Annotated in this window: 16 protein-coding genes; 8 read left to right on the plus strand and 8 right to left on the minus strand. The window is 61.1% G+C overall.

Going from position 1 to position 14,080, the window contains the following annotated elements; translation table 11 throughout:
• Position 1: 1 nt before the first annotated feature.
• Entirely contained in the window at positions 2-397 is a 396-nt protein-coding gene (locus tag AC0IYS_RS22530; protein ID WP_471707274.1) for a hypothetical protein, read from the minus strand.
• Between the two features lie 183 nt (positions 398-580).
• Here AC0IYS_RS22530 and AC0IYS_RS22535 point away from each other — a divergent pair, with 183 nt between their 5' ends.
• The 4 genes from AC0IYS_RS22535 to AC0IYS_RS22550 all read left to right on the plus strand — a co-directional run bounded on the left by AC0IYS_RS22535 (position 581) and on the right by AC0IYS_RS22550 (position 2,138).
• Positions 581-988, plus strand: a complete 408-nt coding sequence (locus AC0IYS_RS22535) for a hypothetical protein (protein WP_471707275.1) — start codon at positions 581-583, stop codon at positions 986-988.
• 123 nt (positions 989-1,111) lie between these two features.
• Positions 1,112-1,444: a PilZ domain-containing protein gene (locus AC0IYS_RS22540; RefSeq protein WP_471707276.1), complete on the plus strand. Its 333-nt coding sequence runs from the start codon at positions 1,112-1,114 to the stop codon at positions 1,442-1,444.
• Between the two features lie 89 nt (positions 1,445-1,533).
• Complete coding sequence (locus tag AC0IYS_RS22545) at positions 1,534-1,953, plus strand: hypothetical protein (RefSeq protein ID WP_471707277.1); 420 nt, start codon at positions 1,534-1,536, stop codon at positions 1,951-1,953.
• Complete coding sequence (locus tag AC0IYS_RS22550; RefSeq protein ID WP_363504703.1) at positions 1,950-2,138, plus strand: helix-turn-helix transcriptional regulator; 189 nt, start codon at positions 1,950-1,952, stop codon at positions 2,136-2,138. The genes AC0IYS_RS22545 and AC0IYS_RS22550 overlap by 4 nt, the downstream gene beginning before the upstream one ends.
• A gap of 55 nt (positions 2,139-2,193) precedes the next feature.
• On the opposite strand, the gene gltA is transcribed toward AC0IYS_RS22550, so the two are convergent.
• The 7 genes from gltA to AC0IYS_RS22585 all read right to left on the minus strand — a co-directional run bounded on the left by gltA (position 2,194) and on the right by AC0IYS_RS22585 (position 8,358).
• Positions 2,194-3,495, minus strand: coding sequence for a citrate synthase (gene gltA, locus AC0IYS_RS22555; RefSeq protein WP_471707278.1), 1,302 nt, complete (start codon positions 3,493-3,495; stop codon positions 2,194-2,196).
• Between the two features lie 66 nt (positions 3,496-3,561).
• Positions 3,562-3,843, minus strand: coding sequence for an FAD assembly factor SdhE (locus tag AC0IYS_RS22560; protein WP_471707279.1), 282 nt, complete (start codon positions 3,841-3,843; stop codon positions 3,562-3,564).
• Positions 3,844-3,947: 104 nt separating this feature from the next.
• A complete protein-coding gene (locus AC0IYS_RS22565; protein ID WP_471707280.1) occupies positions 3,948-4,658 on the minus strand; it encodes a succinate dehydrogenase iron-sulfur subunit in 711 nt (236 codons plus the stop codon).
• Between the two features lie 9 nt (positions 4,659-4,667).
• On the minus strand, positions 4,668-6,446 hold the full coding sequence (sdhA, locus tag AC0IYS_RS22570) for a succinate dehydrogenase flavoprotein subunit (protein WP_471707281.1): 1,779 nt from the start codon (positions 6,444-6,446) through the stop codon (positions 4,668-4,670).
• A 2-nt stretch (positions 6,447-6,448) separates the two neighbouring features.
• Entirely contained in the window at positions 6,449-6,814 is a 366-nt protein-coding gene (sdhD, locus tag AC0IYS_RS22575; RefSeq protein ID WP_471707282.1) for a succinate dehydrogenase, hydrophobic membrane anchor protein, read from the minus strand.
• 1 nt (position 6,815) lies between these two features.
• Entirely contained in the window at positions 6,816-7,238 is a 423-nt protein-coding gene (sdhC, locus tag AC0IYS_RS22580; RefSeq protein ID WP_471707283.1) for a succinate dehydrogenase, cytochrome b556 subunit, read from the minus strand.
• Positions 7,239-7,494: 256 nt separating this feature from the next.
• Positions 7,495-8,358, minus strand: coding sequence for a GntR family transcriptional regulator (locus AC0IYS_RS22585; RefSeq protein WP_471707284.1), 864 nt, complete (start codon positions 8,356-8,358; stop codon positions 7,495-7,497).
• A 248-nt stretch (positions 8,359-8,606) separates the two neighbouring features.
• On the opposite strand from AC0IYS_RS22585, the gene AC0IYS_RS22590 reads away from it, so the two are divergent.
• The 4 genes from AC0IYS_RS22590 (at position 8,607) to acnA (ending at position 14,067) form a co-directional block, all read left to right on the plus strand.
• A complete protein-coding gene (locus AC0IYS_RS22590; protein WP_090314625.1) occupies positions 8,607-9,596 on the plus strand; it encodes a malate dehydrogenase in 990 nt (329 codons plus the stop codon).
• A 158-nt stretch (positions 9,597-9,754) separates the two neighbouring features.
• Positions 9,755-10,753 (plus strand): HpcH/HpaI aldolase/citrate lyase family protein, encoded by a 999-nt coding sequence (locus AC0IYS_RS22595; RefSeq protein ID WP_471707285.1) that lies wholly within the window; start codon positions 9,755-9,757, stop codon positions 10,751-10,753.
• Positions 10,753-11,271 carry a hypothetical protein gene (locus AC0IYS_RS22600; RefSeq protein WP_471707286.1) on the plus strand — a complete coding sequence of 173 codons (519 nt, stop codon included), beginning with the start codon at positions 10,753-10,755 and terminating at the stop codon, positions 11,269-11,271. Before AC0IYS_RS22595 ends, AC0IYS_RS22600 begins: the two co-directional genes overlap by 1 nt.
• An 87-nt stretch (positions 11,272-11,358) precedes the next feature.
• A complete protein-coding gene (acnA, locus tag AC0IYS_RS22605; protein WP_471707287.1) occupies positions 11,359-14,067 on the plus strand; it encodes an aconitate hydratase AcnA in 2,709 nt (902 codons plus the stop codon).
• Positions 14,068-14,080 lie beyond the last annotated feature (13 nt).

The following is a 14,080-nucleotide window of genomic DNA, read 5'->3' on the forward strand; positions in this document are numbered from 1 at the left end:
ATTAAACATGTTCACGATTTGTCTCAGACTCATCGGCGGATGCGTCTTTCCTCGAGGGCTTGAGCGGGCCAAGCCGGAAACCCTGACGCCGCTGTCGCGCAGCTTCCTTGCGCTGATCAGCGGTTCTCATCAACTCCTGCATAGTTGGCAAACCCAATTCATCGAACAAGTACGGGTCCTCAACCGGAACGCCGAGCAACGGAGCAATCGCGTCGAGCATACGAGCCATCAACAACTCGGATTCTGAGGTACTTAGTCCAGGCATTTTAGGAATCGGCATGCGCGTCCCATCAACAAAATCTGCCGGCAGTTTCGCTGCCAGGGCTTTCAACTCGTTAATCTGCTGTGGCGTGATGCCGTACTTAAGCATCAATGGTTCTGCAATGAGGAAGTCCATGGTTGCACCCACATTTGTGTGATCAAAATAGTTAGACTTGAGCTCAACTATAAAAGTTCAACCAATCGGCGACTGTTTGTCTTGGGTCAGACCTTTGCATTCAGCGCATGGGCACGAGGCCATTGCCGCGCAGCCCTCTTCATTTCCCCTACAATGGAGCCCTTTTCCTTCACGTCCGCCCCAATGATCAGCCGCTTCAACTCCTGGCCCGAACACCCGCACCCCGTCATCGCCGTCATGCTCGCCGTGGCGATCTGCGCCGTACCAGTCGTCCTCCCGTACGCCAACCTGGCCAACCTGATGCCCAACCTGTTCGCGTACGTCTTCGCGTGTGTGCTGGCCTACCCGGTCGCCGCCGTGCTGCGCCATCGCGTCACCAGCCTGCCCGTCTTGTGGGGCGTGGCCGCGCTGATCCTGCTGGGACTTTGCCTGTACCACACCAACATCATCGTCGAGACCGCCGACGCGGCTTGGCCGCAACGCCGCGACGCTACCCTCGGGAAGTTTCTGTTCAACCTGCCGCAATTGACGTTGGGTGTGCTGTGCTGGTGGCTGCTGGTAGTACGGCCCGACCGGCGCAAGCTGAAATAAGAACTACTCCGCAAAATTCCGCACAGATCCTGCCCCGCGACGCACAGTTGCTGGAGAAGAACTTGCTGTCCACGACGCAGTTCTGATAGTCTTATTGACATTACACCATTCGAGGTTTGCGCCATGAGTCAGAAACCACGAGTCACGCGCCGCCACCCAGTCCGTCATGCGGCCACGCTGACGATGACCGACGAAACCACCCTTCCGGCCCACACGCTGGACCTGTCGCAAGGCGGCGTCAGCCTGCAGACCGCCAGCCAGATCCGGCTGGCGCAATACTGCGCGGTGTCGTTCCAGGTGCAGTTGAGCGATGGTGCCCATAAGGTGCTAGCGATGGGCCAGGTTGTCTACAGCGATCCCGATGCCGAGTTGGGCTACAAGACCGGCGTCCAATTCCTGCGCCTCGACCACGGCAGCGTCGACGTCATCCGTCAACTGCTCCAAGAGCCCTCCTAAACGCTGCTCCATCAACATGTAAAGTTTGCTTGACATCGAATTTCTGTCGTCCTAAGATGTAAAGCATACTTTACACATGGGAGAACACAATGCGTAGTCAGATCGAACCGAAGTATTCAGCCGGGGAATGCAAGGCTGCAACCCGTTATTTGCGCGAGCTCTTCGGCAGCATCGCCGTCTACATCGCGCTGCTGGTGCCGTCGGTCACCTACGGCCCGGCCATGGAACCTGGCCCGTTCAAGACCGCCGTACTGATCTGTCCCATGATCGGATTTCTGCTGATGATCTGGGCGGTCGCGCGCCAGGTTGGACGAATGGACGAATACCAACGCATTGTGATGCTGGAAACCTTCGCGCTGGCCGCAGCCGTCACGGCGGCCGTGACTTTCACGTACGGCTTCATGGAGAACGCTGGCTATCCGCGCATGAGCATGTTCGCGGTGTGGGGCGTGATGGGCAGCGCGTGGATGGTGATCGGGCTGTTTCGTCGCTGGAAGATGGACCGATGAACAATACGATCCGCGAACTGCGCGCCGAACGCGGCTGGAGCCAGGCCTACCTGGCCGACCAGCTTGCCGTCTCGCGCCAAACCGTCAACGCCATCGAGACCGGCCGCTACGATCCCAGCCTGCCGCTGGCCTTTGCCATCGCCCGGCTGTTCGACAAGACGATCGAAACCATCTTCACGCCGTGATACGGCGAAAAAAACGGGCCGAAGCCCGTTTTTTGTTCGCTGCGAAACGCGAAAATTAGCGCTGGTCCAGCGGCTTGACGTCGCGGGTGGTCGAACCGACGAACAGCTGGCGTGGACGGCCGATTTTCTGTTCCGGATCGGCGATCATTTCGTTCCACTGGGCGATCCAGCCGATGGTGCGGGCCATGGCGAAGATACCGGTGAACAGCGACACCGGAATACCCAGCGCCGATTGCACGATGCCCGAGTAGAAGTCGACGTTCGGGTACAGCTTGCGCGAGACGAAGTATTCGTCGTTCAGCGCAATCTTTTCCAGTTCCATCGCCAGCTTGAACAGTGGGTCGTCCTGCAGGCCCAGCTCTTCCAGCACTTCGTAGCAGGTTTCGCGCATCAGCTTGGCGCGCGGGTCGAAGTTCTTGTACACGCGGTGACCGAAGCCCATCAGCTTGACGCCGGAGTTCTTGTCCTTGACCTGCTCGATGAACGCAGGAATGTTCTCGACCGAGCCGATTTCCTTCAGCATGGTCAGCGCGGCTTCGTTGGCGCCGCCGTGGGCAGGGCCCCACAGGCAGGCGATACCGGCGGCGATACAGGCGAACGGGTTGGCGCCCGACGAACCGGCCAGACGGACGGTCGAGGTCGATGCGTTCTGCTCGTGGTCGGCGTGCAGGATCAGGATACGGTCGAGGGCGCGCACCAGCACGTCGTTGACTTTGTATTCTTCGCACGGGTTGCCGAACATCATGCGCATGAAGTTGGCGCTGTACGACAGGTCGTTGCGCGGATACATGAACGGCTGGCCCATCGAGTACTTGTACGCCATGGCGACCAGGGTCGGCATTTTGGCGATCAGGCGGATAGCCGAGATTTCACGCTGCTTGGCGTCGTTGATGTCGAGCGAGTCGTGGTAGAACGACGCCAGCGCGCCGACGGTGCCGACCAGCACCGACATCGGGTGCGCGTCGCGACGGAAGCCGCGGAAGAAGAATTGCATCTGCTCGTGCACCATGGTGTGCTTGGTGACGGTCTCAACGAACTCGTCCTTTTGCACGCTGTTCGGCAGTTCGCCGTTCAGCAGCAGGTAGCAAGATTCCATGAAGTCGGCGTTCACGGCCAGCTGTTCGATCGGGTAGCCGCGGTACAGCAGCTCGCCCTTGTCGCCGTCGATGTAGGTGATCGTCGAGTTGCACGCGGCGGTCGACATGAAGCCTGGATCGTAGGTGAACTTGCCGGTGCCGGCGTACAGCTTGCGGATGTCGATCACGTCGGGACCCACGGTGCCCTTGTAGATCGGGAATTCCACCGAAGGGCTGCCGTCGGAGAACGACAGGGTGGCTTTGTTGTCAGAAATATTCATGGACTCTTCCTTTTTTAGGGAGATGAAGGTAAATAAAACGCGAAAATTCTGGTTGCCTTCGTAGTCTCAGGCCAGTCTTAGTCGTTGCAGCAATGCATGCACGTGCGGCAGGTCGACTTCGCCTTCCGGCTCTTTACGGGCCAGTACCAGATCCATCAGGGCATTGTCCGACAAATCGAGGAGCCGCGTGAGCGCGTCCACTTCTTCGTCGGTCAATTCGGTTTCATGCGCATCGAGAAAACGGGTGAGGATGATGTCGTTTTCCAGCAGACCCCGGCGTGAGCGCCAGCGCAGGCGCGCTCGGTTGGCTGGGTCGGACTGGTGCGCAGATTGGTTCGGTTCAGTCATGGGTCACTACTTTACACTGCGCGCGCCAATCGTGCTGGAGCGCCACTACTAAACAGGAACGGACACGTAAAACGGGCGGCGCTAAGGCCGCCCGCGATAGCGTTTTAGATCGCCCGGCGTACCATCAACTCTTTGATCTTGCCGATCGCCTTGTTCGGGTTCAAACCCTTGGGGCAGACGTCGACGCAATTCATGATCGAGTGGCAGCGGAACAGGCGGTACGGGTCTTCCAGGTTGTCCAGACGCTGGCCGGTCGCTTCGTCGCGCGAGTCGGCGATGAAGCGGTAGGCTTGCAGCAGGCCGGCCGGGCCGACGAACTTGTCCGGATTCCACCAGAACGACGGGCACGACGTCGAGCAGCACGCGCACAGGATACACTCGTACAGGCCGTCGAGTTCTTCGCGTTCGGTCGGCGACTGCAGGCGTTCCTTCTCGGGACGGATCGAGTCGTTGATCAGGTATGGCTTGATCGAATCGTACTGCTTGAAGAACTGGGTCATGTCGACGATCAGGTCGCGGATCACCGGCAGGCCTGGCAGCGGACGCAGTACGATAGGCTCGGTCAGCTCGTTCAAATTGGTGGTGCAGGCCAGGCCGTTCTTGCCGTTGATGTTCATCGCGTCCGAACCGCACACGCCTTCGCGGCACGAGCGGCGCAGGGCCAGCGAATCGTCGACGTCGGACTTGATGCGCTGCAAGGCGTCAAGCAGCATCTTGTCGGTGTCCTTCAGCTCGACCGTCACGTCCTGCATGTACGGTTTGGCGTCCTGGTCCGGATCGTAACGGTAAATTTTCAGTTTGATTGTGCGTGCCATGGTCTTGCCTTAGAAAGTACGTGGTTTCGGTTTGAAGGTATCAACCGTCAATGGCTTGGTCACGACCGCTTTGTATTCCAGGCGGTTGTCTGCCGAGTACCACAGGGTGTGCTTCATCCAGTTGTCGTCGTCGCGGTGCGGGAAGTCGTCGTGGGCGTGGGCGCCGCGCGATTCCTTGCGGGCCACGGCGGACAGCATCGTCGCCTTCGCCGTTTCGATCAGGTTGTCCAGTTCCAGCGCTTCGACGCGCGCGGTGTTGAACACCTTGGACTTGTCCTTGAACGAGACGTGCTTGCGGCGCTCGTCGAGCACCATGATTTCCTTGGCGCCCTGCTGCATGGTCGCTTCGGTACGGAACACGCCGCAGTACTTCTGCATCGTGGCGCGGATGTCGTTGGCGACGTTCTGCACTTTTTCCGCGCCGGTCGAGGTTTCCAGCTTGTTCAGGCGGTCCATCGCGAAGTCGGAGGCGTCCTTCGGCAGCGGCTTGTTTTCCTTCTGCTTCAGGTTCGACGCGACCACGTGGTTGCCGGCCGCGCGGCCGAACACCACCAGGTCGAGCAGCGAGTTGGTGCCCAGGCGGTTGGCGCCGTGCACCGAGACGCAGGCGCATTCGCCGATCGCGTACAGGCCGTTGACGATCTTTTGCGTGCCATCGCCGTTAGGGGTGACGACCTGGCCGTGGATGTTGGTTGGAATACCGCCCATCTGGTAGTGGATGGTCGGCACGACAGGAATCGGTTCCTTGGTCGCGTCGACGTTGGCGAACTTGTGGCCGATTTCCAGAATCGACGGCAGGCGCTTGGCGATGGTCTCGGCGCCGATGTGGCGCAGGTCCAGCATGACGTGGTCCTTGTTCGGACCGCAGCCGCGGCCTTCCTTGATTTCCTGGTCCATCGAGCGCGAGACGAAGTCGCGCGGCGCCAGATCCTTCAGCGTAGGCGCATAACGCTCCATGAAACGCTCGCCTTCGGAGTTGATCAGGATACCGCCCTCGCCGCGCACGCCCTCGGTGATGAGGACACCAGCGCCGGCCACGCCGGTCGGGTGGAACTGCCAGAACTCCATGTCCTGCAGCGGCAGGCCGGCGCGTGCCGCCATGCCCATGCCGTCGCCGGTGTTGATGAAGGCGTTGGTCGACGCGGCGAAGATGCGGCCGGCGCCGCCGGTGGCGAAGATGGTGGTCTTCGCTTCCAGGATCATCGTTTCGCCGGTTTCCATTTCCAGTGCCACCACGCCGACGACATCGCCTTCGGCGTCACGGATGATGTCGAGCGCCATCCATTCGACGAAGAAGTGGGTGCGGGCGCGGACGTTTCGTTGATAGAGCGTATGGAGCAGCGCGTGGCCGGTGCGGTCGGCCGCGGCGCAGGCGCGCTGCACGGCTTTTTCACCGAAGTTGGCGGTGTGGCCGCCGAACGGACGCTGGTAGATGGTGCCGTCGGGATTGCGGTCGAACGGCATGCCGAAGTGTTCCAGCTCGTAGACGACCTTCGGTGCTTCGCGGCACATGAATTCGATCGCGTCCTGGTCGCCCAGGTAGTCGCCGCCCTTGACGGTGTCGAACATGTGCCAGAACCAGTTGTCCTCGGCCATGTTGCCCAGCGAGGCGCCGATGCCGCCCTGCGCCGCCACGGTGTGCGAGCGGGTCGGGAAGACTTTGGACAGCACCGCGACGTTCAGGCCGGCTTCGGCCAGTTGCAGCGATGCGCGCATGCCGGAGCCGCCGGCGCCGACGATTACCGCGTCAAAGCGGCGGGTTGGAATTCCAGTTTTAATAGCTGCCACGATTACACACTCCAGAGTATCTGTACCGACCATACGGCACATGCGATCAACCACAGTACGGTGGCCATTTGCAGGGTCAGGCGGACGCCGACGTGCTTGACGTAGTCCATCCAGATGTCGCGCATGCCGACCCAGGCGTGATAGAACAGGCCGAGCAGGGTCACGGCGGAAATCAATTTGAACCATTGCTGGGCGAACAGCGCGGCCCAGCCTTCATAGGTGAAGTTCTGGCCGGTCAGGAAGGCGATCAGCAGGATGGCGGTGTAGAGCACCATGACGACGGCGGTCACGCGCTGCGCCAGCCAGTCTTTCATGCCGTAGTGCGCGCCGACGACCATGCGCTTCGGTCCGATGTTATTGTTAGCCATTTCAGAACACTCCAAACAGTTTCAGGGCGACCAGCGCGGTCAGGACCAGGCTGATGACCAGCACGGCGGCCGACGAATTGCGCGCCGAATCCTTGTCCAGGCCGATGTGGGTGTCCATCACCAGGTGGCGTACGCCAGCGCAGAAGTGGTGGAAGTAGCCCCAGCACAGCGCCAGGATGACCAGTTTGACCAGGGGGTAGGTGATGAAGCCTTGATAGTGCGCGAAGGAAATCTCGGAACGCAGACTTTCTTGCAACAAATACAGCGTGAATGGCAGCAGCAAGCACATCAACGCGCCGCTGATGCGGTGCAAGATGGAGACGATGGCGGCCAGGGGCTGGCGATAGTTGAGCAATTCTGTAACATGGATATTACGGAATTCCCGCCGTTCTTTTTTAGGGACTTCCCTTACGGCTTCTGACATAACAAGACCTCCTCAGGCTTAAACAAAAATTGGTTAGACCGCGATTTTCGCCGATTTCCGCGCCGATAACCAATATCTATTGTTACATATAACTAAAATAGTGTTTTGCAACACAGTCCGGCGGCCGCTTTCCGCAGCTCAACGTATTATCAGCGCAACAATGCTACCGTGGTGTGACGCACGGTTGGTTGTACGCTACCTGACGCGCTTTTCGCGCCCCAGGGTCTCCTGCTCCACCCGTTGGGTTCGATTCAGTTCAATTCAATTCATTGTGGTAATGGTGACGTTCAGTCAGATACTGCCCCCGGCGCAGCTCCACCGGCTTGTCGCCGTACGTGAACGACACCCGCTCCGATGCCAGCAGCGGCGTGTCGAGGGCGATGTGAAGCAGCGCGGCCACGCCGGCGTCGGCGCACACGGCGCGGATCTTCTCGGTCGCCCGTATCATGCGGGTGCCGAACTCCGACTCGAACAGCCCGTACATCGGCCCCTTGTATTCGACCAGCCGCTCGGCCGTCAATCCCTTGAACGTGACGCCGGGCAGCCACATCTCTTCGACGATGGTCGGCACGCTGTCGAACGATTGTACGCGTTTGATGAAAATGACGGCGTCGCCGGACTTCAGGTCGAGCAGGCGCGCCACATCGGCGGGCGCGCGCATGCGCTTGACTTCAATGAACTTACTTTCAGGATAGTGTGGCACGCCCTCGTCGGGCAGCAGCTTGAGGAAGCGGAAATGGGCGCGCGCCTCGTGGTGGGTGGCAACAAAAGTGCCCTTGCCCTGCTTGCGCAAGACCAGGTTCTCGGCGGCCAGCTCGTCGATGGCCTTGCGCACGGTGCCCTGGCTGACCTTGAAGCGATTGGCCAGTTCGACCTCGCTGGGGATCAATTCGCCCGGTTTCCACTCCCCCGATTGCAGGCTTTGAGTTATCAGCGCCTTGATTTGCTGGTAAAGTGGGGAGAATGTCGGCGAACTGCCGGACGGCAGGCCTGGCGTGCCCGAAGCGCCTGTCGTCGAAGCGACCGGCGACGATGTCGCCGAACCCGCCGACGATCCTGCTGCGCCACCGGCACTTGAGGCTGGGCTGCTGCTGTTCGGATTGGGCGGGACGGGATTCATAGACCGAGATTTCACCACAAATGACCACTTCCGTCCAGCAAAACCGGCAACAACTTATCTGTCTTATATAAGACATAAGATAGGATTGACAGAAGCTGGTTACGCGCCTACACTCCGCAGCCATGCGTTTATAAGCTGTGGATTTGCAGTATCATTATGGATTAGGTTTTCCCGGGCCGGAACGGGCCGGATTTAAGAACGCGATCAAGAACACTTGAACACTTTCATTCCCACTTTGGAGATTCATCATGGCTAAAACCCCAATGCGTGTTGCTGTCACCGGCGCCGCCGGTCAAATCGGTTACGCTCTGCTGTTCCGCATCGCCAACGGCGACATGCTCGGCAAAGACCAGCCGGTCATCCTGCAACTGCTGGAAATCGCCGACGAAAAGGCACAAAAAGCGCTCAAGGGCGTCATGATGGAAATCGACGACTGCGCGTTCCCGCTGCTGACCGAGATGACCGCCCACTCCGACCCGATGACCGCCTTCAAGGATGTCGACGTCGCCGTGCTGGTCGGCGCCCGTCCGCGTGGCCCGGGCATGGAACGCAAGGACCTGCTGGAAGCGAACGCCCAGATCTTCACCGTGCAAGGCAAGGCGCTCGACGCCGTCGCTTCGCGCAACGTTAAAGTCCTGGTGGTCGGCAACCCTGCCAACACCAACGCCTACATCGCCATGAAATCGGCGCCGTCGCTGCCGGCCAAGAACTTCACCGCCATGCTGCGCCTGGACCACAACCGCGCGCTGTCGCAAGTGGCCGCCAAGACCGGCACCGCCGTGAAAGACATCGAGAAGCTGACCGTGTGGGGCAACCACTCGCCAACCATGTACGCCGACTACCGTTTCGCCACCGTCGGCGGCAAGGCCGTAAAGGACCTGATCAACGACCAGGAATGGAACGCCAACGTGTTCCTGCCAACCGTCGGCAAGCGCGGCGCCGCCATCATCGAAGCGCGCGGCCTGTCGTCGGCCGCGTCGGCCGCCAACGCCGCCATCGACCACGTCCACGACTGGATGCTGGGCACCAACGGCAAGTGGACCACCATGGGCGTTCCTTCGGATGGTTCGTACGGCATCCCTGAAGGCACCATGTTCGGCTTCCCTGTCACCACCGAAAACGGCGAATACAAAATCGTCCAGGGCCTGGAAATCGACGCCTTCTCGCAAGAGCGCATCAACCTGACCCTGAAGGAACTGACCGAAGAGCGCGAAGGCGTCAAGCACCTGCTGCCGTAATCCTCTTCGTGCATTAAGTGGAACCGGTTAAACCACCGATCCGCCGCACCCGCCGCGCTGCCGAGAGCAGCGCGGCGTCTGTTCCGCCCTTGTCAGACGTACCCGCCCTACCCGAGGCACCAGCCATTCAGCCAACCGCCATTCCAGACCACACCCGCATGCACCCATCCGAGGTTTTATTCCAGGGCAATCGCCAGCCGCTGCTGCTGCCGGCCTGCGACCACTACGCCGGCTCCGAAAAGCTGATGCGTAAATCGATCGCTCTGCAACAAGAACTTGGCCCGCTGTTCGACATCACGCTCGACTGCGAGGACGGCGCCAGCGCCGGCAACGAGGCCGCCCACGCGCGCCTGGTGGCCGAGCTGCTGACCTCCGACGACAACAAATTCAACCGCATCGGCGCCCGCGTGCACGATGTCGGCAGCCCGTTCTTCGCCCAGGACGTCGAGATCATCTGCGCCGCCGCCCAGCGCCTGGCCTACCTGGTGCTGCCGAAAGTGAACGGCGCGCAGGAAGTGAGCGACGCCATCGCGCTGATCAACCAGCACGCCGCCAAGGCCGGCCGCCGGGATTTGCCGATCCACGTGCTGATCGAAACCCACGGCGCGCTGCGCCAGGCCTACGACATCGCCGCCATTGCGCAAGTGCAGTGCCTGTCGTTCGGCATCATGGACTTCATCTCGTCGCACTACGGCGCCATTCCCGGCGCGGCCATGCGCACGCCGGGCCAGTTCACGCACCCGCTGGTGGTGCGCGCCAAGCTGGAAATCTCGGCCGCCTGCCACGCGCACGGCAAGGTGCCGTCGCATAACGTCACCACCGAGATCAAGGACACCGCCGTCGCCGCCAACGACGCCCAGCGCGCCGCCGCCGAATTCGGCTACACGCGCATGTGGAGCATCCACCCGAACCAGATCAAGCCGATCATCAAGACCTTCACGCCGCGCCTCTCCGAAGTCAACGAGGCGGCCGCCATCCTGCTGGAGGCGGCGGCCGTGCAATGGGGGCCGATCGCCCAGAACGGGCGCTTGCACGACCGCGCCAGCTACCGATATTATTGGACCGTTTTACAGCGCGCCAAACTGGCCGGGCTGAGCTTGCCCGAGTCGGTGGCCGCGCTGATGAACCCCGCCGACCACCCACTGGAAACAAACTGATGTCGATCTCCAAACTATTCATGGCCTGCAGCCTCGCGCTGGCCTCGCTGTCCCTCGCCGCCGGCGCCCACGCCGCAGCGGAAACCACCAAAACCCCGGTCAAAAAGGCCGTGAAAAAATCCACCAAGAAGGCCGCCAAGCCAGTGGAAGAAGCCGTGCCGAAGGCGCCCGACGAGGAAGCCGACGAACCGGCCATCACCGATTCGGCCGTCACCGAGTTCGATTGCGAACTTGGCAACAAAGTCACGATCTACGCCAACACCACCGACGAGGCGCACATCGCGCTGCGCTGGAAGAAGCGCCTGCACCGCCTGACGCGCGTGGGTACGACCACCGGCGCCAACCGCTTCGAAAACAAATTGTACGGCCTGATCTGGATTGGCATTCCAGCCAAGGGCATGCTGCTCGATTCAAAACTGAACCGCCAGCTGGCCAACGAATGCCGCAACGCCGAACAATTGAAGCCGGTCGTCACCTCCGACGCGGAACCGACCAGCGTCAAGACCGTTATCCAGTAACACCGGTTCCAAAACGGGCGCGCCGGCACGGGCGCTTGCACAACGTAGCACTTCAACAAATAGACGATACCCACTGAAGGAGAGGTCATGTCCCGCAACACTCTGAACACGCTTAAGGATTTCAACATTTCGGGCAAGAAGGCGAAGTTCTATTCGCTGCCTGCACTGGAGAAGAGCCTGGGCGCCAAAATCTCCCGCCTGCCGGTATCGATCCGTGTTGTGCTGGAATCCGTGCTGCGCAACTGCGACGGTAAGAAAGTCACCGAAGAGCACATCAAGCAGCTGGCCAACTGGAGCCCGACCGGCGAGCGCACCGACGAGATCCCGTTTGTCGTCGCCCGCGTGGTGCTGCAGGACTTCACCGGCGTGCCGCTGCTGGCCGACCTGGCCGCGATGCGCAACGTCGCCTACAAGATGGGTATCAACGCCAAGAAGATCGAACCGCTGGTCCCTGTCGACCTGGTGGTCGACCACTCGGTCACCATCGACCACTTCCGCGAGCCTGGCGCGCTGGACCTGAACATGAAGCTGGAATTCTCGCGCAACAACGAGCGTTACCAGTTCATGAAATGGGGCATGCAAGCGTTCGACACCTTCGGCGTGGTGCCACCGGGCTTCGGCATCGTCCACCAGGTCAACCTGGAATACCTGGCGCGCGGCGTGCACAAAGATGCGGCCGGCGTGTACTACCCTGATTCGCTGGTCGGCACCGACTCGCACACCACCATGATCAACGGCATCGGCGTGGTCGGCTGGGGCGTGGGCGGCATCGAGGCCGAAGCCGGCATGTTGGGCCAGCCGGTCTACTTCCTGACCCCGGACGTCATCGGCGTCAACCTGACCGGCGTGCTGCGCGAAGGCTGCACCGCGACCGATCTGGTGCTGACCATCACCGAACTGCTGCGCAAGGAAAAAGTCGTCGGCAAGTTCGTCGAGTTCTTCGGCGAAGGCACCGAGACCCTGTCGGTCACCGACCGCGCCACCATCGCCAACATGGCGCCTGAATACGGCGCGACGATGGGCTTCTTCCCGGTCGACGACGCCACCATCGAATACTTCGAAGGCACCGGCCGCACCAAGGCGGAAATCGATGCCTTCGCCGCCTACTTCAAGGCGCAGGGCATGTACGGCGTATCGAAAGCCGGCGACATCGACTACACCCGCGTGGTGGAACTGAACCTCACGAGTGTTACTCCATCCTTGGCCGGCCCCAAGCGTCCACAGGACCGTATCGAAATCGGCAACGTGAAAAACAACTTCACCGAACTGTTCTCGAAACCGACCACCGAAAACGGCTTCAACAAAAAGCCGGAAGACCTGACCAGGACCTACACCACCACCAACGGCGTGGACGTGAAAAACGGCGACGTGCTGATCGCCGCGATCACCTCGTGCACCAACACCTCGAACCCGAGCGTGCTGCTGGCCGCCGGCCTGCTGGCCAAGAAGGCCGTCGAAGCCGGCCTGACCGTCGCGCCGCACATCAAGTCGTCGCTGGCGCCCGGCTCGCGCGTGGTCACCGAGTACCTGACCGCCGCCGGCCTGCTGCCATACCTGGAGCAACTGGGCTTCGGCGTGACCGCCTACGGCTGCACCACCTGCATCGGTAACGCCGGCGACCTGACCCCGGAACTGAACGCCGCCATCACCTCGAACGACATCGTCGCGTCGGCCGTGCTGTCCGGCAACCGTAACTTCGAAGCGCGGATTCACCCGAACATCCGTTCGAACTTCCTGGCCTCGCCACCGCTGGTCGTGGCCTACGCCATCGCCGGCAACATGACCGTCGACCTGATGACCCAGCCGGTCGGCAAGGGCACCAACGGCAAGGACGTGTACCTGGGCGACATCTGGCCGACCTCGAAAGAGATCGCCAAGCTGATGAAGTTCGCGATGAACTCGAAAGTGTTCAAGACCAACTACGCCGACGTCAAGGGCAACCCAGGCAAGCTGTGGGAACACGTGTCGACCACCGAAGGCCAAGTGTACAACTGGCCGGCGTCGACCTACATCGCCGAGCCGCCGTTCTTCGACGGCTTCGAGATGACCCCGAAAGCGGTCGCCACCGGCATCGAAGGCGCGCGCGCCCTGGGCGTGTTCGGCGACTCGATCACCACCGACCACATCTCCCCTGCCGGCTCCATCAAGGAAGACGGTCCAGCGGGTAAATGGCTGCTGGCCAACGGCGTGCTGAAGGCGGACTTCAATTCCTACGGCTCGCGTCGCGGCAACCACGAGATCATGATGCGCGGCACCTTCGCCAACGTGCGTATCAAGAACAAGATGATCCCGCCAAAAGCGGACGGTTCGGCGGTCGAAGGCGGCATCACGATCCACCAGCCATCGGGCGAACAGCTGTCGATCTACGACGCGGCGATGAAGTACGTTGCCGAAGGCACCCCGACCATGGTGTTCGGCGGTGAAGAATACGGCACCGGCTCGTCGCGCGACTGGGCCGCCAAGGGCACCCAGCTGCTGGGCGTGAAGGCCGTGATCGTGCGTTCGTTCGAACGTATCCACCGCTCCAACCTGGTCGGCATGGGCGTGCTGCCGCTGCAATTCATCGGCACCGACAGCGTCGAATCGCTGGGCATCACCGGCAAGGAAACCTACGACCTGAAGGGCCTGGAAGGCGAGATCAAGCCGCAACAGCTGGCGACCCTGGTGATCCACCGCGCCGACGGTTCGAGCCAGGAAGTCAAAGTATTGCTGCGTATCGACACCCCGATCGAAGTCGACTACTACAAGCACGGCGGTATTCTGCCATTCGTGCTGCGTCAGCTGCTGGCCGCTTAATCGCGCGCGGATT

This window comes from Duganella sp. AC237 (assembly GCF_979254035.1).